The organism is Parafannyhessea umbonata, from assembly GCF_900105025.1.
Lineage (GTDB): Bacteria > Actinomycetota > Coriobacteriia > Coriobacteriales > Atopobiaceae > Parafannyhessea > Parafannyhessea umbonata.
Genome location: NZ_LT629759.1, coordinates 1,600,401 through 1,617,839, shown reverse-complemented (window position 1 = coordinate 1,617,839; position 17,439 = coordinate 1,600,401). Strand labels below are relative to the sequence as shown.

At 65.7% G+C, this 17,439-nt stretch carries 17 protein-coding genes and 1 tRNA gene; all 18 read left to right on the top strand.

Translation table 11 applies throughout. The features are described from left to right. The first annotated feature begins 236 nt into the window (after positions 1-236). Positions 237-1,511, top strand: coding sequence for a Y-family DNA polymerase (locus BLT96_RS07335; protein WP_197674339.1), 1,275 nt, complete (start codon positions 237-239; stop codon positions 1,509-1,511). Between the two features lie 11 nt (positions 1,512-1,522). Next, positions 1,523-1,795 (top strand): hypothetical protein, encoded by a 273-nt coding sequence (locus BLT96_RS07330; protein ID WP_197674338.1) that lies wholly within the window; start codon positions 1,523-1,525, stop codon positions 1,793-1,795. A gap of 98 nt (positions 1,796-1,893) precedes the next feature. Next, positions 1,894-2,937 carry a glycoside hydrolase family 5 protein gene (locus BLT96_RS10800; RefSeq protein WP_245719245.1) on the top strand — a complete coding sequence of 348 codons (1,044 nt, stop codon included), beginning with the start codon at positions 1,894-1,896 and terminating at the stop codon, positions 2,935-2,937. Next, complete coding sequence (gene rsmI / locus BLT96_RS07320) at positions 2,934-3,803, top strand: 16S rRNA (cytidine(1402)-2'-O)-methyltransferase (RefSeq protein ID WP_245719244.1); 870 nt, start codon at positions 2,934-2,936, stop codon at positions 3,801-3,803. Before BLT96_RS10800 ends, rsmI begins: the two co-directional genes overlap by 4 nt. A gap of 199 nt (positions 3,804-4,002) precedes the next feature. Beyond that, on the top strand, positions 4,003-5,607 hold the full coding sequence (metG, locus tag BLT96_RS07315) for a methionine--tRNA ligase (RefSeq protein WP_090863089.1): 1,605 nt from the start codon (positions 4,003-4,005) through the stop codon (positions 5,605-5,607). Between the two features lie 3 nt (positions 5,608-5,610). Further along, positions 5,611-6,531 carry a 16S rRNA (adenine(1518)-N(6)/adenine(1519)-N(6))-dimethyltransferase RsmA gene (gene rsmA / locus BLT96_RS07310; RefSeq protein WP_090845788.1) on the top strand — a complete coding sequence of 307 codons (921 nt, stop codon included), beginning with the start codon at positions 5,611-5,613 and terminating at the stop codon, positions 6,529-6,531. A gap of 2 nt (positions 6,532-6,533) precedes the next feature. Further along, positions 6,534-7,544, top strand: coding sequence for a TatD family hydrolase (locus BLT96_RS07305; RefSeq protein WP_245719243.1), 1,011 nt, complete (start codon positions 6,534-6,536; stop codon positions 7,542-7,544). Positions 7,545-7,609: 65 nt separating this feature from the next. After that, positions 7,610-8,347 carry a phosphoribosyltransferase family protein gene (locus tag BLT96_RS07300; RefSeq protein ID WP_090863086.1) on the top strand — a complete coding sequence of 246 codons (738 nt, stop codon included), beginning with the start codon at positions 7,610-7,612 and terminating at the stop codon, positions 8,345-8,347. A 319-nt stretch (positions 8,348-8,666) separates the two neighbouring features. Beyond that, the gene (locus tag BLT96_RS07295) at positions 8,667-9,659 is read left to right on the top strand and encodes a substrate-binding periplasmic protein (RefSeq protein ID WP_090863083.1); all 993 of its coding nucleotides are present in this window, start codon (positions 8,667-8,669) and stop codon (positions 9,657-9,659) included. 129 nt (positions 9,660-9,788) lie between these two features. Then, on the top strand, positions 9,789-10,376 hold the full coding sequence (gene hpf / locus BLT96_RS07290; protein ID WP_090845794.1) for a ribosome hibernation-promoting factor, HPF/YfiA family: 588 nt from the start codon (positions 9,789-9,791) through the stop codon (positions 10,374-10,376). Between the two features lie 15 nt (positions 10,377-10,391). Next, the gene (locus BLT96_RS07285) at positions 10,392-11,417 is read left to right on the top strand and encodes a DegV family protein (RefSeq protein ID WP_090845796.1); all 1,026 of its coding nucleotides are present in this window, start codon (positions 10,392-10,394) and stop codon (positions 11,415-11,417) included. A 29-nt stretch (positions 11,418-11,446) separates the two neighbouring features. Next, positions 11,447-12,517 (top strand): NAD(P)-dependent oxidoreductase, encoded by a 1,071-nt coding sequence (locus BLT96_RS07280; protein WP_090863080.1) that lies wholly within the window; start codon positions 11,447-11,449, stop codon positions 12,515-12,517. Position 12,518: 1 nt separating this feature from the next. Beyond that, positions 12,519-13,001 carry a hypothetical protein gene (locus BLT96_RS07275; RefSeq protein ID WP_197674337.1) on the top strand — a complete coding sequence of 161 codons (483 nt, stop codon included), beginning with the start codon at positions 12,519-12,521 and terminating at the stop codon, positions 12,999-13,001. Beyond that, positions 12,998-13,774 carry an NYN domain-containing protein gene (locus BLT96_RS07270; RefSeq protein ID WP_090845800.1) on the top strand — a complete coding sequence of 259 codons (777 nt, stop codon included), beginning with the start codon at positions 12,998-13,000 and terminating at the stop codon, positions 13,772-13,774. The genes BLT96_RS07275 and BLT96_RS07270 overlap by 4 nt, the downstream gene beginning before the upstream one ends. A 20-nt stretch (positions 13,775-13,794) precedes the next feature. Continuing rightward, on the top strand, positions 13,795-14,373 hold the full coding sequence (locus tag BLT96_RS07265; RefSeq protein ID WP_090863077.1) for a hypothetical protein: 579 nt from the start codon (positions 13,795-13,797) through the stop codon (positions 14,371-14,373). Positions 14,374-14,569: 196 nt separating this feature from the next. Continuing rightward, a complete protein-coding gene (locus BLT96_RS07260) occupies positions 14,570-15,496 on the top strand; it encodes a hypothetical protein (protein ID WP_245719242.1) in 927 nt (308 codons plus the stop codon). Positions 15,497-15,669: 173 nt separating this feature from the next. After that, the gene (locus BLT96_RS07255; protein WP_090845804.1) at positions 15,670-16,860 is read left to right on the top strand and encodes a purine-nucleoside phosphorylase; all 1,191 of its coding nucleotides are present in this window, start codon (positions 15,670-15,672) and stop codon (positions 16,858-16,860) included. 451 nt (positions 16,861-17,311) lie between these two features. Beyond that, positions 17,312-17,387, top strand: a tRNA-Thr gene (locus BLT96_RS07250). Positions 17,388-17,439: the final 52 nt, after the last annotated feature.

Here is a 17,439-nt window from a genome sequence, read left to right as displayed (position 1 = left end):
ATGCAACCCCGCGAGCCCCTTCGTCCGCGGGGTTCTTCGTGTTCCGGACGCCACGTCCTTCTCGACAAAAACAGCACAAGTGTTCTATTTATCCACGCGAACGCGCCTACCTGTGCCTGGACTGCTCCGCGTCTTGTCCTGAAGGCCCGCGGACGCGCAATGGCGGAATTAATGTCCACTGGCCCTTCCAAACTACGAACAGATGTTCTTAAATGGATGTTGTCGGAGGGGGAACGGTGGACACGTCGCGCAAGATCCTGCACTGTGACATGAACGCCTTCTATGCGAGCGTCGAGCAGGCGGAACGGCCGGAGCTCAGGGGTCGCCCGCTTGTCGTGGGCGGAAACGAGGAGCTCAGGCACGGCATCGTGCTGACAGCGAGCTACGAGGCCAAGCGTCGCGGCGTCAAGACGGCCATGGCGCTCTGGCAGGCGCGCCAGGCCTGCCCGGACGCGGTGATCGTCCCGCCGCGCTACGAGCTCTACCGTCGCTACTCGAACGCGGCACGTCGCATCTACTACAACTATACGGACCTCGTGGAGCCCTTTGGTCCCGATGAGGCGTGGCTCGACCTCACGGGCTCCATCCACCTGTGGGGAGGCGACGTCCGCTCCGTTGCGGCCTCCATCTCCAACCGCATAAAGCATGAGCTTGGCATAACGTGCTCCATCGGGTACTCGTGGAACAAGATCTTCGCCAAGTTCGGAAGCGACCACGACAAGCCGGACGGCTACATGGAGGTGCTTCCGGACAACGCCTGCGACCTCGTGTGGAAGGCTCCGGTGGGAGACCTCCTCTACGTGGGGCCTGCCACGGAGCACAAGCTCAACCACTTTGGCATCTGGACCATAGGCCAGCTTGCCCGTGCGGACCCCGCCTTCGTCAGACGAGCGCTCGGCAAGCCCGGCCTCGTCGTCCAGGCCTTCGCCCAAGGCAGAGACGCGAGTCCCGTCCGGCCGCTCGACCTTGCCATTACGGACACGGAGCGGGAGGTGAAGAGCGTGGGCAACGGCATAACCTGCCCTTTCGACGTGGAGGACGCGCGCACGGCCAGACAGGTGGTCTGGCTCATGGGCGAGTCCGTTTCCCAGAGGCTCAGGCAGCTTGGTCTCATGGCGCGCACCGTATCGGCAACGGGCCGCGACTTCCGCACGCTTGCCTGCCACAGCCACCAGGCTCGGCTCGACCGTCCCAGCAACATCACGACCGAGATATGCTCCCTCGCCGCGAGCCTCCTCGTGTCGGACTGGGACTTCAGGTACGAGAAGATCCGCGCAATCGGGGTTCGAGCATCGAACCTGGTTCCTGCGATGCGTCCCGTGCAGCTTGACATCGAGGGTGTGGAGGAGAGGCGCCTGCGGCAGCGTGCGCTCGACGAGTCGATGGACGAGCTCAGACACCGCTTCGGCAACCATGCGGTTAGGCGTGCGTCGGAGCTGCTCGATCCACGGCTCTCTGACCTCGACCCCGAGCGCGATCACTTTACCCATCCCGTCTCGTACTTTGCGTGAGGTGAGCCCTTGTGGACGGCATAATCGACAGGAGGAAGCACTATGTTGAGGTCCTTTCCGAGACGGACGTGGAGGGGCGGGTCAAGCCCCTCGAGGTCATATGGGACGACGGGACGCGCTATAAGATCGACCGCGTACTCGATCGACGGCAGGCGCACTCGCTCCGCACGGGAGGGACGGGAATGCGCTACACCGTTCGCGTTGCGGGAAGGGATACCTTCCTCTACTACGAGGGACCGCGCTGGTTCGTCGAGGCGAAGGTGCCGCCGTCGTATCTTGGCTAGGCATGGTGGCGAGAACGAAAGACGCCATTGTGCACCTTGTGTCCAGTGGAGCGGTTATACTCAAAAATAAAGGTCGTAGCTGCGATGATTGGGGATTCATGTCTGACAGGGCATTGCATGGGGTCAACCTCTCCGGCTGGCTTACGCTCGAGCCGTGGGTCTCTCCGGTCCTGTTCGCGGACTCTGGGGCCCTGGACGAGGAGAGCCTCGTTCGCTCGCTAGGCAAGCGTCACTATCGCGACCTCGTGAGCGAGCACAGGGCCGACTTCATAAAGCAGGCGGACTTCGTCCATATCGCCGCGCGCGGTTTCAACGCTGTCCGCCTTCCCGTTCCCTGGTACGTCTTCGGGGACGACGGTCCCGAGGCCGGTCCGTTCCTCGGCTGCATCGACAAGGTGGACAAGGCCTTCGACTGGGCGGACGAGATAAGCCTCAACCTCGTGCTCGTGCTAGACATCGCGCCAGGTTCCGCGAGCGACCAGACGTCGCTCGTGCGCAACCACGACGACTTCTCCCACTACCGCAATGACATGGTTTCCGTCCTTGGCATGCTCGCCAAGCGCTATGCCACCCGCGCGTCATTCGCGGGCATCGAGGTGGCGGACTCTCCCGCCGTACAGGTGAGACATGGCCTCACGCTCACCGATGGCGTTCCGATTCACAGGCTCCGGAACTACTATCGCGATGCCTACGACACCATCCGCCAGGAGGCGGGAGACGACGTCAGGGTCATCATCCCCGACGCCGGCGAGCCGGCCTCATGGCGTCACTTCATGGCGCACGACCGCTACAAGAACGTATGGCTCGACTGCCATCTCTACCACTATACGGACGGCGTCAAGACGGCCGGCCCGTCAGGCGTCAGGAGCCTGGTCAACAAGTCCCAGAAGTCGCTTCGCGCCGCAAGGAGGAGCGGCCTTCCCGTCATGGTCGGAAAGTGGTCTGCGGCCCTGCCGTTCTCGGACTCCATGACCACCCCGGAGGGGCGCATCGCCCTCGAGCGCGTCTACATCTCCGAGCAGCTCAATGCCTTCAAGAACTGCGACGGGTGGTTCTATCAGACGTGGAAGACCGACGGCAAGCTCTCAAGCTGGGACGCGAGGATCTCCCTCGCATCCTTCGAGCGAAGGATGCTGGCGTGAGCGCGGCGGCATCGGGCGTGCTCAGCGTCGTGGGCACCCCCATAGGAAATCTCTCCGACGTATCGCCGAGGGTCGTCCAGACCCTGAAGTCCGCAGACCTCCTGCTCTGCGAGGATACGCGCGTGACGAGCAAGCTCCTCGCACGCTTCGACGTGCACGTCCCGTTGCAGCGGGCGGACGAGAACGTGTTGGACCAGAGGGTGGAGCCGACGCTCGAGCGCATAGAGGCGGGGGACCGTGTCGCCTTTGTCTCGGACGCCGGCATGCCGGGCGTCTCCGACCCTGGCCAGAGGCTGGTGGATGCGGCACTCGACAGGGGGCTGCGCGTGGAGGTCATTCCGGGGCCGTCTGCGGCCATCTGCGCGCTTGTCGCCTCCGGCCTTCCCATGGAGCACTTCTTTTTCGAGGGCTTCCTGCCGCGCAAGGCGGGCGCCATGCGCGCTAGGCTCGAGGAGCTGTCCGTCGTGCCCGGCGCGCTCGTGGTGTACGAGTCGCCGCATCGTGTCGCGACGACGCTGGCGCGCATTGCGGAGGTGCTCCCAGACCGCGAGGTCGCCCTCGTACGCGAGCTCACGAAGGTGCACGAGGAGTGCCTCCGGGGCCACGCTCCCGAGCTCGCGGCTCTTGTCGCGGAGAGGGACGAGGTCAAGGGCGAGTGCGTCGTCGTGATCGGCGCCCCCACGGAGGAGGAGCTCTTGGGAAGGCGCGACGCGGCAAGTCAGGGGACCCAGTCGCTCGAGGAGGCGATACGCGCCGGCCTCGAGGAGGGCGAGCCCAAGACTAAGCTCGCGAAGCGCCTCGCGAAGTCCTTCTCGCTCGCGAAGGCCGAGGTCTACGACGCGATCCTGCGGGAGATCGAGAAATAGCGTCAGGACACCAACTATGGCGCGGCGCGCAAGTGTCGTGGCGTGCCCATGCATCCCCCTGCGGACAGGTGGAGCAGATGTGCGCCCTCAACCTGCGCGAACCGTGTAGATGCACCTGAGTTACAATTGTCCATCGCGAACGTCACGGCGACATGCGCCGTCGGCAAGCCAACCATTCCGTCATTAGGAGACCAGCACCATGGCAGACAAGCCCTCGTTCTTCATCACTACGCCAATTTACTACGTCAATGCCAAGCCGCACCTGGGAACTGCGTACTCCACGGTCCTGTGCGACGTGCAGGCGCGCTACCGTCGCGCCAAGGGCTACGACGTCAAGTTCCTGACCGGCATGGACGAGCACGGCGAGAAGGTCGAGGAGGCCGCACGCGAGCACGGCATGGAGCCGCAGGAGTGGTGCGACAGCCAGGCGCCGTACTTCAAGGAGCTCTGGAAGACCCTCGAGATCTCGAACGACGACTTCATCCGCACGACTGAGCCGCGTCAGACCCGCGCCGTCCAGTATCTGTGGGAGCGCATGCGCGAGTCCGGCTACATCTACAAGGGCTCCTACGACGGCTGGTACTGCGTGCCCGAGGAGACCTACTTTACCGAGACACAAGTCGCCCACGCGGACGAGGAGCGCCACACCGAGGGTCAGCACCTCTGCCCCGACTGCGGTCGCCCCTTGGAGCGCGTGCAGGAGGAGTCCTGGTTCTTCAAGCTCTCCGCCTTCCAGGACAAGCTGCTCAAGCTCTACGACGAGCATCCCGACTTCGTGCAGCCCTCCTTCCGCATGAACGAGGTTCGCACCTTCGTCGAGGGCGGCCTTCAGGACCTGTCCGTGTCCCGCACGAGCTTCGACTGGGGCATCAAGCTCCCGTTCGACGAGAAGCACGTCACCTACGTGTGGTTCGACGCCCTGCTCAACTACATGACCGCCGTGGGCTACGGTAACCCCAGCGAAGCCGCGAAGAAGGAGCTCGCTTTCCGCTGGCCCGCGCAGTACCACGTCGTGGGCAAGGACATCATCCGCTTCCACTGTGTCATCTGGCCCGCGATGCTCATGGCCATCGGCGAGGCTCTGCCCGAGCACGTCTTCGCGCACGGCTTCCTCATGGTTAAGAACGAGGAGACCGGCCAGGGCGAGAAGATGAGCAAGTCCCGCGGCAACGCCATCGCGCCGCAGGAGGTCATCGACCTTCTGGGCGTCGAGGGCTACCGCTACTACTTCATGACCGACGTCAAGCCCGGCGAGGACGGCGCCATCAGCTTCAGCCGCATGGAGCAGGTCTATAACGCCGACCTGGCCAACAGCTGGGGCAACCTCGTGAGCCGCGCCCTCAACATGAGCGTGAAGTACTTCGATGGCAAGAGCCCCGAGGTTCCGGAGGGCTGGGCAGACCGTCCGAACCCGCTCAGGGACGTGGCGCTCGGCATCGAGGGCCGCTATGCCGCGCACATGGACAAGATCGAGTACGATGACGCAAAGGACGTCGTGATGGAGCTGGTCCACGCGGCGAACCACTACATCGAGGACTCCGAGCCCTGGAACGTGGCGAAGGACCCTGCCCGTGCGGGCGAGCTGCAGGACATCATCCTGAATCTGCTGGAGACCATCCGCATCTGCGCGCACCTGCTTGCGCCGTTCATGCCCGAGACCTCCGCAGAGGCGCTGCGCCGCATGAGCCACGGCGACGAGGCGGCGACCGACGACCTTGCGGCCGCATGCGAGTGGGGCCAGCTCAAGGGCGGCCTTCCTGTGACCAAGGGCGACGCACTCTTCCCCCGTCTGGCCAAGAAGTAGCCCATGGCCCAGACGCTGCACTCATGGCTTGCCAACCCGTCCAGGACGCGTGAGGTCCTGGACGGCTTCGGCCTCTACACCAAGCACCGCCTCGGGCAGAACTTCCTGGTGAACGACTCCGTCATAGGACGCATCCTCGACTTGGCGGAGTTGGGCGAGAAGGACGTGGTCTTCGAGGTCGGTCCTGGCATCGGAACGCTCACCGTTGCCATGCTGCCGCATGCCGGGGCGGTGTGCTCCGTCGAGGCGGACAGGACCCTGCCTCCCGTGCTCGCAGAGACCTGCGCGCGTGACTCCGAGCGCTTTGCGCTGCTCGAGGGCGATGCCCTCGGGGTCGACGCGGGCATGTTGGCGGACGCCGTTCGCGAGCTCGGGATCGAGGGCCTCGACCCTGCCCCCACGAAGCTCGTCTCGAACCTTCCCTACCAGGTGGCGGCAACAATCATCCTAAAGACGTTCGAGCAGATGCCCACGATCGGGCGCGCCGTCGTCATGGTCCAGGCGGAGGTCGCCGACCGCATCGCCGCCAAGCCCGGTAGCAGGGCATACGGTGCCTACACGGCGAAGCTCTCGCTCTTGGGGACGGTGACCGGGCGTTTCGAAGTGGGGCCCGGCAACTTCATGCCGCCTCCGCATGTCGACTCGGCCGTCGTGAGAATCGACCGAGACCCCGCGTGCGACCCCGCAACGGGAGAGCCCCTCACCCCGTCGCAGCTCGACGCTACGAGGAGCGTGATCGAGGCCGCGTTCGCCCAGCGTCGCAAGACAATACGAAATTCCATGTCTTCTGCAGGCTACGCAAAGGAAGAGCTGGACGAGGCTCTCTCTGCAACCGGCATCGCGCCCACGGTGCGCGCGGAGACCCTTTCGACGGGAGACTTCGTCCGACTTGCGGACGCGCTGTCCCAGGTGGGGGAGGGGTAGACGTGCCGCAGGAGATGCTGGGCATGGACGCCCTCACGCTCAAGGACGGAAAGCTCTTCCACGACCGAAAGGGCCGCGCGAAGCCTCTGCCCGCGCCGCTCGCCCCCATCGCGGACAGCCACGGCCACCTGACAAGCTTCCGCAGGCACGACGCCTCCATAGCCATCTGCCGCGCCGCGCTGGCGGGCGTCCGCCTGCTGGTGGTGCCCGTCGACCCCGTGGACGAGGTGCCGCGAAAGTTCCCCACGGCGCAGGCTTTGCTCTCGTGGCTGGACGAGCAGGTGGGGCGTGCCGCCGAGCGTCTGGACGAGTGCGCCGAGCACGGTCTCCTGCCGCCGGAGTTTCCCGGGTGGGACGTGCCCGACCTCGTGGACAACGTGCACATCGTCGCGGGGGCTCATCCCTACGGCGCGGCGGAGCTGACGGACGAGGCGCTGGTCAGGCTCGACGTTCTTCTCGACAGCCCACGCTGCGTGGGCGTGGGGGAGATAGGCCTCGACTTCGGGCCGTACAACGAGCTTCCCGCGGACGTGCAGGAGGCGGCGTTTCGGGCGCAGCTGCGCATAGCGCACGAACGCGACCTACCCGTTGAGCTGCACATTCGCGACAACCCGGACGACCCTCATGCCCAGGCTCACGTGCTGGCCGCACGGGTGCTTGCGGAGGAGGGGGTGCCCGAGCGCGGCTGCGACCTGCACTGCTTCACGCAGGGGCCGGATGTGATGGCCCCGTTCGTCGAGCTGGGCTGTCACGTGGCGTTTGGCGGCGCGATGACGTTCAACCGCTCGGACGACATCCGCGAGGCGGCAGCGCTGTGCCCGGAGGAGCGGCTCCTGTGCGAGACGGACGCCCCCTACATGGCGCCCGTGCCGTTGCGTGGCGAGGAGTGCGAACCGGCGATGGTCGCGTTCACGCTCGCGAGGCTCGCGGAGGTGCGCGAGGCCGGCGGGTGCGCTCGGCAGTCCACATACGACGCCTGCTGGAGAAACGCGCTCAGACTCTTCTCGCTGTAGCCTCGGCGTGGTAGCATGGCGCAAACCGACGACCCCCCGCGCGCAAGCGTTGGGGGGTCGTGTGCATGTGGGGCGTAACTGACGGCGCGTTGCGGGACCTTGCGGGTGGCATGGCGGAGCTGCTATGGCCAACGCGCTGCGTGGGCTGCGACATGCCAGGCGAGCTTCTGTGCGCGGACTGTCGCGCCGCGCTGCCGTGGATAGACCAGCGCTGGGCGTGCCCGGTGTGCGGCGCCCCGTTCGGCTGGCTTACGTGCACGGAGTGCGCGCGCGACTGGGAGCTGGCCGCAACCGTGTGCTGCCTGCCGTTTGCGGGGCTCGCAGCGCGCATGATCACCTGCTATAAGGACGAGGGCGAGAAGCGCTTGGCACCGGTGATTGCGGCGGCCATGCTGACCTCGCTCGACGAGGCGTCCTCGTGGCCGGGGGTGGACGGAGGCCCCCGCTTCGACCCGTGTGCTCTCGACGGCGTGTGCTTCGTGCCCGCGACGGCCGAGGCGTACGCCAGGCGCGGGTTTGACCACATGGAGCGCGTGGCAGCGCTTCTCGCCCGCGGCGTGGGGCTGCCGCTTGCGGACGTGCTGGTGAGGCGCTCGGCCCGCGACCAGCGCGAGCTGGGCCGCGACGAGCGCGCCGCGAACCTCGCGGGCACGGTCGACGTGGTGGAGGACGTGCGGGGACTCAGGCTGCTTCTGGTGGACGACGTGATCACGACCGGGGCGACGGTGCGCGAGGCAGCGCGTGCCCTGCTGGCTCGCGGCGCGCTGGCCGTAAGTGCGTGCGCGCTCGCACGCGTGTGGTGAGGGCGTTGCGAAAGTGCTGGTATACTATGCAATCGTTCCATCCAGGTCTGTGGTTGCGGGGCGTAGCCCCTAGTCCATGGCAGACGAGGCCAAAGGGATCCACGTAAGCTCGGGCGTGCGCGGCCGAGCGAGCATGGCTCGTCCTAGAAGTCAGTCGCACCGCCCGTAATCCTTCGAGGCATCCGGCCTCCCGGGCGAGAGGGCCAACAGTGGGGGGCCGAGCAGCCCCGAAGCGACGGCCCCGGTGCGCGAGTGTGGGGTCAAATACCAGGTCAGCTGGGTGGGACGCGTTCGAAGTCGCACGAGGAGAGGTCCTGGCATGAGCAAACCCACCCACCGCAACACCGTAGCCGCCGCGGCGGCGCTCGCAGCCTGCGTCGCGCTAGCGGGCTGCTCTGGCCCCCTGTCCGCAATCGCGGGGCCAGAGGCCAGCGTGGGTGAGGCGCTTGCCGCGAAGACCGCCGCGTTCTCGCCAAAGGTGGAGTCGACCATAAGCAAGGGCGTGCTCACCGTGGGGATCGACACGCAGGACGGCATGGTGCCGCTGTACGTGGGCTCGGACTCGGGCAGGGCGTATGGCATGGACGTGGACCTCGCGAGCGCGCTTGCGGACGAGCTCGGCCTGAAGGTGCGCTTCGTGAGCGTGGACGATGCGAACCCAGGCTTGGGCACCACGTGCGACGTGCTGATGGGCGCCGTGGACGGCCAGGTGGGCGCAACGACGGTCGTGGGCGACTACGCGGAGCAGGCCTCGGCGTTCTTCCACAAGGGCGACACGGGCATCGCGAAGGTGGACGACCTCTCGTCCAAGTCCGTCGGCGTGCAGACGGGCTCCGTGTCGCAGACCGCGCTCTCCAAGACCGGCCTCATGATGTCGGTCAAGACGTATGACAACTTGAACGCGGCGTTCGACGCGCTTGAGTCCGGCGGCGTGGACTACGTGCTGTGCGACGCGTACAGCGGCGCGTACCTCTCCGCCCGCTACGAGGAGGTGTGCCTCGCCGGCACGCTCGATGCGCCCAAGGCCCAGGGCATCGCGGTCTCCTCCCAGAACGCCGAGCTCGCGGACGCCGTGAAGGCCGCATACGACGCGGTCGAGAAGAACGGCCTCATGGGGCTGGTGCGCAGGCGCTGGGTCGCGGGCATGGACCCGCTTTCGGCCTCGTCGCAGGTGCAGGACGTTCCGGCCGGCTCGCCCACCGCGGCGGGGGAGACCACCGCGACGGACGGTAGCTCCGGCAGCGCGAACCAGGCGTCGCTTGCGGCTGCGCCCGCAAGCCACGAGGCTGGCTCGAACGCGGCCACGGTGTAGGGGCCAGGCGTGCGGGACGGGCAATCCTACCGAATGTCGAATGCAAGGGGCTTTTGTCGGCACCATTGGGTATTAATAGGGTACGCAAGTGCTCCAAAAGAGCAGAAAACGCGATAGTGGGAGGCACTGATGGCTGATATCAAGATTTCCGGGCGCAAGGTCTCCGTGTCCGATTCCATGCGTGAGCACGTGAACAGCAAGGTTGGCGAAGCGCTCAAGGTGTTCGATATCAAGCCCATGAGCTGCGACGTCGTGCTTCGCGTCGACAAGAACCCCTCTAACCCCGATCGCAAGATGTGCGAGGTCACGGTATTCGTGCGCGACTACGTCGTGCGCGTGGAGGCAAGCAGCTCTGACATGTATGCCGCCATCGACGAGGCCGCCGAGAAGGTCACGCGCCAGCTGCGCAAGTACAAGACCCGCGTAATCGACAGGAAGCAGCGTGCCGCCGTCGCGGTCCCGGAGCACGTCGACGACCTTGCGGAGCTCATCGAGCCGACGGACGACGACGATGACGACGTGCTCGTGCGCGAGAAGTACGTCGACCTGAAGCCGATGACCGAGGAGCAGGCGCTGGTGCAGACTGACCTCTTGGGACACGACTTCTACGTGTTTGAAAATGCTGCGACCGGGCTGGTGAACGTCATCTACCACCGTCATAATGGAGGATACGGAATCATCAAACCGCGCCTCGAACCAGAGGACGACCAGGCTTAGCGAGGTAAGCAGCAGATGGGTCAGCAGGCACATGCCATAACTGACGCTCCTGATGTTCCGGCCGGCGTGAAGAGCGCCGGCCGCGCCTATCATCAGAGGCGTAACGTCAAGATCATAGTGGACTCCACGGCGGACTTCGCGCCTGGTGTCGTGGAGCAGCTCGGCGTGGAGGTCATCCCGTTCACGTACGTGGGGCCCGACGGCGAGCACGTGGACGACATGTGGGCCGAAAGCGACCCGCACGAGTTCTACGAGAACATGCGCAAGCACCCGGACGTGCACTACACCACGGCGGCCGTCACGCCCGGCAGGTACTACGAGGTCTTCAAGCGCGCCGCACAGGAGGGCATGCCCACGCTGTACATGGGCCTGACCGAGGGGCTCTCCTCCTCCATCAACTCTGCCCGCCAGGCCGCGGAGATGGTGCAGAGGGAGTACCCGGACTTCGAGATCTACGTGCTGGACAACAAGTGCGACTCCGCGGCCGGCGAGCTTCTGGCCATCGAGGTGGTGCGCCAGGCCTCCAACGGGCTTTCCGCAAAGGAGCTCTTCGAGTGGGCGAGCGACGCGCGCTACTTCGTGCACGGCTACTTCACCCTCGACAGCTTCGACGCGCTGGCCGCAGGCGGCCGCATCCCGCCTGCCGCGGCGAACGTGGGCGGCAAGCTCGACATCAAGCCGGAGCTCTCGTACGACACGAACGGTGCCCTCACGCTGCGCGGCATGTGCCGCGGCCGCAAGAAGGCCCTGCGTGCCATCCTGCAGGACTTCCGCGACAACTACGCGCACGACACCACGCTGCCCCTGGCCATCGTGTCTACGGACGCGCAGAAGGACGCGGACTGGCTCGAGCGCGAGGTTCGTAAGGAGAAGGGCTGCGAGGACGTCGCGATCATCCACAGCAGCGTATCTCCCATCCTGGGCTCCCACGTGGGTCCCGGCATGGTGGCGCTCGTGTTCTGGGGGACGGACCGCAGGGAGAAGATGTCGCTTACGGACCGTATCGCCCGCAAGGTGAAGAGGGGCGGCTCCGCCCAGTAGGCGGGTGCCGCACGCAAGAAGGGAATCGAATGGCACTCGTGCGCGTACGCAGGGTGGCGTTTGTGGGCTGCGGAATCATGGGCGCCCCAATCGCCTCCAGGATCATGGACGCCGGCTTCGACGTGACGGTCCACAACAGGACCAAGGAGAAGGCCGAGGGCCTTCTGCAGAAGGGGGCCCATTGGGCGGAGAGCCCGGCCGAGGCCGCGCGCGACGCGGACGTGACGTTCACCATGGTGGGATATCCCAGCGACGTGGAGGACGTCTACCTGGGGAAGGACGGCATCCTGGACGCTGCGCGCAAGGGGTCGTGGATGGTGGACCTCACCACGAGCTCGCCCACGCTCGCGCGCGAGCTGCATGACGCGGCTGCCGTGATGGACAAGCACGCCGTCGACTGCCCGGTCACGGGCGGGCAGCAGGGTGCCGAGGACGGCACGCTCACGCTCATGATGGGCGCCACGGAGGACGAGGCGAAGGTTCTTCTCCCCGTGCTGCAGGCGTTTGGCAAGAGCGTCCACTATCTGGGACGCGCCGGCAACGGCCAGGCGTGCAAGCTGTGCAACCAGGTGGCGCTCGCGTCGTGCATGGTGGGCTACGCGGACGCGCTTGCGCTGGCGCAGGAGTCCGGCCTCGACCCCGACCAGGTGATCGACGTGCTCAGTGGCGGCATGGCGGATTCCGCGGCGCTGGAGCGCCTGGCGCCGAAGTCCGTGGTGGGCGACTTCGCCCCCGGCTTCCTGAGCGAGCACATGCGCAAGGACATCGCGCTGGCGCTGCGCCAGGCGGAGGACGTGGACGTGACGCTGCCCGGCGCGGACACCGCGTTCAACCTGTATGACGTGCTGTGCCAGATTGGCGGCTCAAAGCTGGGCACGCAGGCGCTCACGCTGCTGTACGCGGACGAGGCCACCGGCACGGCCGCGGGGCTCGACTGGTCGCTTCTGGACGCGGACCCGTACGCGGACGCGTCCGCGGCGGCCTCCCAGGGCGCGCAGGGCGAGAAGGGCGCGCCGTCCGCGACCGACGCCGTGACGGGTGACGCGAAGGTTCGCCTGGTCAGCCGCACGCGCAGGGCGAGCCAGAACGGGGAGGCCTAGCTTGGGCGCGTTTGCGCTGGCGATAGTCGCCATCATGCTCATGCTGCTGGGCATCGTCATCGGGGCACGCATCGGCAGCGAACTTGCGCGCGGCTGCGTCACGAGGCGCGAGTACTGGATGGCGAACCTCAAGATCGTCCTCGTGGGCGTGCTCGCGTCCGCGGTCATCGGGTTCACGCGGCTCATCCTGCTCGCCGGCATCCCCATTGGCGCCATGGCGGGTGCCATCGCCACGCTGAAGATGGACTTTGGCGAGAGCGTGGGCCCGTGGAAGTTTCACGACCGGGTGCTTGGGGTAAATAAGGACCAACTGCGCCGTGCGGAAAGCGGCAACGCGGAGGCCGTGCGTCGCGCACGTCGCGACGGAACCCCCATGCCAGAGGTCATCAGCGTGTCACAAAAGGACGCGGACGACCCCAAGGGCACGTCTGGGGCAAAGGCCCCCGCTCTTCTCACAAGAGTTCGAAAGGCAAGTGATACATGAACGAATCCAGCCAGAGCTCCCTGGCGGTTCTCATCGACTACGAGAACCTCGCGCTGGGGACTGGCAAGCGCAAGAAGAACGGGCACCAGGAGCCCGGACCCAGGCCCGACGTCAAGCGCATCCTGGAGCGCCTGGTTGACAAGGGCCGCATCACGGCAAAGCGCGCGTACTGCGACTGGCAGCGCTTCGACGACGCCATCACGCCCCTGCACGAGCTGGGCATAGAGCTGATAGAGATCCCGGACCGGGCGTACACCGGCAAGAACTCCGCGGACATCAGGCTCTCGGTCGACGCGATGGAGATGTGCCTCACGAAGGACCACATAGACACGTTCGCCATCCTGTCCGGCGACTCGGACTTCTCGCCGTTGGTGACGAAGCTGAAGGAGTTTGGCAAGACGGTCATCGGCGTGGGCATGAAGCAGTCCACGAGCCCGCTTCTGGCAGAAGTCTGCGACGAGTTCCTGTTTTACGAGGACATCGTGCACGCAAGTGGCGTGCCGGACTTCCAGACGAAGGTGTCCAAGGACAAGCACCCCTGCTACCAGCTGCTGTTCGAGACGATCGACGCGCTGCAGGCGGAAAGCGACAGCGCGATTCTGGCATCGCGCCTGAAGGACACCATGAAGCGCAAGCGCCCGCAGTTTTCGGAGCGAAGCTACGGCTACCGCTCGTTCTCGACGCTGCTGCGCGAGGCGTCCAAGCTGGGCTTTATCGAGATTCATCAGGACAGCAAGAGCGGCACCGTCATGGTGGACGGTTTTCGCGAGTAGACGGGAAGGAAGCGGCCCAAATGGCAGAAGAAGCAAAGACGGCGGACGAGAAGAGCCTGGAGCTGCTGATTGCGCAGCTCGGCGGGTCGCATCGCCGTGGCAGGCAGGAGGCGTCGCGCATCGTTGCGGCCATCGCGAAGGCGAGCCCCGACGCCGTGCTGCCGTATGCGGACGACCTGGTGGACGCGCTCGACCGTCCGGAGGCCCAGACGCGCTGGCAGGTGCTCGAGGCGCTCGCGGCGCTTTCGGCCGTGGACGCGCAGGCGGCTGCCGCGGCGCTCGACGGCGCGGAGGCGTCGCTGTTTGACGAGGACTCGCCCATAGTGCGTCTGGCGGCGTTCAAGTTCCTGGCGGCTCTTGGCGCGCGCTCCAAGAGGCTTTCCGCCTCTGTCTGGCCGCTCCTGGACGAGGCCGTGCAGTGCTACCACGGCGACCCGGAGTACCGCGACATGCTGGTGGCGCTGGGCGAGTTCGCGCGCGGCGACGTGTCCGACGAGGTGAAGGCGGCTCTTGTGGCACGTGTGAGCTTCGACGCGAAGAGTGGCCGCGACTACGTGAAGACCATGTCGCAGGAGATCATCGACGCCGTGAAGGAGTAGCGGGAGAGGGGCCACGCGCTTCTCGCCTGGCGCGTCGCGCGCATGCGTTGCATGGAGCTTGCGTTAAGCTTTCGCGCAGGCGTGTGGGTAAAGCGCACGTGTGGGCGCCGCGTGGGCGTGCGGACGACCGGTCGTGGTACAGTTTGACGCGTATGTCGCAAGGAGCCGGCCCAGCCGGCCGAGCATGGAGGTTGAAATGACGGAGTCCACTCCCAAGGACAAGTCGGAAGAGAAGGACAAGAAGGCCGAGAAGGCCACCAAGGAAACGGCACCCAAGGCCAAGAAGCAGCTGCCGAAGTTCGTGGTGCCGCTGGTGTGCGCCGTGGTGGCGCTTGCCGTGGGCCTTTGCGCGGGCTACTTTGCGTTCGGCGGCGCCCAGGGCGGCGCGAGCGGGTCTCTTTCCGGCAAGACGACCGTGAAGAAGGCCGAGCTCGACTCCACGATCGCCACGTACACCTACAAGGGCAAGACGTACAAGGTCTCGGCGCGCGACGTCATCAACAGCACGTCCTCGCTCAGCTCGCAGAAGCAGGACGACGGCACGTACAAGCTGCCGTCCGTCGACGGCGTGCTCTCTTACGCGCGCTCCGCCATCATCCAGCAGGAGGCGGAGGCCAAGGGCATCAAGGTGAGCGAGAAGGACATGAAGTCCTACGCGCAGTCCACCCTTGGCTCCAGCGACTACTCGAGCATCGCCTCGAGCTACGGCATGAGCAAGTCCACCGTGAAGGCCCTCGTGAAGCAGTCCGCCGAGATGCAGAAGCTTCGCGACAAGGTCGTGAAGACGAAGGCCGGCACCGCCCCCACCGCGCCGACCGAGCCCTCCGACGGCAACACCCAGACCGCGAGCGCCGACTATGCGAAGTACATCATCAACCTCGCCGGCGACGAGTGGGACGCCCAGAAGGGCACCTGGAGCGGCAAGGGCGGCTCGTACGAGACCGCGCTGAAGAGCTACACGGTCACGGCCGACTCCGCGACGTACGAGGCTGCGCAGGCCGCGTACTACGTTGCCTACCAGGAGTACAGCCAGAAGCAGACCAAGGTGAGCGAGGAGTGGACCGAGTACGTGAACGGCCTGCTCTGCAACGCCACGGTGAGCATCTCGAGCCTGATCGCCTAGCTCTTCTCGCCCTGCGTTAAGGACATGCGCATTGCGCGGCATTGCGCGACAACGTAGCGTTACGAATGGCTCCCTCGAGCGCAGCTGCGCCGGGGGAGCCAACTTGTGCCGCGCCAGCCTGGTGGCGTGGCATAATCAGGTGACGGACGTATGGCGCACGTGGAGGAGGCGGCATGAGGGTCATCGTGAGCGAGTGCCTGCGCGGCACCGCATGCAGGTACGACGGGGGAGCGAAGCCGAACTCGGCCGTGGAGGAGCTGTGCTCCAAGGTGGACGTCGTGGGCGTCTGCCCCGAGACGGCGAGCCAGCTTCCGGTGCCGCGCCCTCCCGCGGAGCAGCGCAACGGACGCGTGATGCTGAAGGATGGCACGGACGTGACGGAGGACTTCGAGCGCGGCGCGCGGATATCCTTCGCGAAGGCAAAGTCAAGTCGGGCGCCACTTGCGGTTCTGAAGGCAAAGAGCCCCTCGTGCGGGGTCGGAGTCATTTACGATGGTACATATTCGGGAAGTCTGACCGAGGGAGACGGCGTGTTTGCGCGCCTCCTCGAGGAAGAAGGTATCTGCGTGGTTACGGAAGACACTGTCGAGAGCTGCAAGCCGTCCGTCGAGCATCCCGTCGCCATCGTGCTGGGGTCGGGTCTTGGTCACCTTGCTCAGCTGGTTAAGCCCGTCCGCCGCATCGACTACCACGACATCGACGGGTTCCCCCAGGAGGCCCGCCCCATAAGCGGCCACAAGTTCGAGGCCACCATCGGCACGATTGACGATGTTCCCGTGGTCGTGTACCCCGGGCGCGTCCACCTGTACCAGGGCTACAGCGCGGCCGAGGTCACGTCCCTCGTGCGCCATGCCCACCACCTGGGCTGCCGGGACATCATCTTCGCGTGCGCGACGGGCTGCATCCCCGGCAACGCCCACAAGGGGCTGGGCATCCTGACGGACCAAATCAACCTGACGGGCAGGAACCCGCTTGCGGAGTGGGACCACGTGCGCGAGCTGGACACGCCGTTCGTGGGCATGACGGACGCCTACACGCCGTACCTGCGCACGCTTGCGCGCGGCGTGGCGGACGACGCCGGCATCACGGTGGAGGAGGGCGTGTACGCGGGCATGCTTGGCCCCACGTTCGAGACCCCGGCCGAGGTCGCGATGCTCAAGGGCCTTGGTGTGAGCTACGTGGGCATGTCCACCGTGTGCGAGGTCATCATGGCACACGCGCTGGGCATGAACGTGCTTGGCCTGACGCTTGCGGCAAACGAGAGCGGCGACTCCTCCGTCACGCACCAGAGCGTGCTGGAGGAGGCCGACCGCCACGCGGCGGACTTCGAGAGCCTGGTGCGCGGAGTGCTGCGCCTTCTGTAGCGCAAGCGGCCGGTGCTGCAGGTCTGGGTGCCTCACTATCTGACACGTGTGCGATCTGTCAGATAGTGAGGCGCTTTTGCTTGAAAATCGGCGGTTTGTGCCCTCCGACGTGCCCACTTTCTGACAGAAGCGCGAACTGTCAGATTATGAGGCCTTGGAAGTCCTCACTTTTCGACAGAAGTGCGACCTGTCAGATTGTGAGGCTTCGGGAACCATCACTATCTGACACGAGTGCGATCTGTCAGATAGTAAGGACCTAGGCTTCTGCTTGTTCCATCACTTTCTGACAGAAGTGAGGCCTGCCTGGCAGTTGGAGACTCCGGACAGAGCGGCCTGATTGGCATTGGCGGTCTTGGCGGTTTTGTGCGCCCTGAGAATTGGCAAAACTCGTGCTTGCATCATTTGGCAGCGTCCGTATAATTGGTATTCGCTGCTAAGGCAGCAAGAGGTTGCCAGCTTAGCTCAGTTGGTAGAGCACCGCTCTCGTAAAGCGGGGGTCATCAGTTCGAGTCTGATAGCTGGCTCCATCTAAAACAGCAGGCCAGGGGGTATACCCTCTGGCCTTTTGTTTTAGCGTGA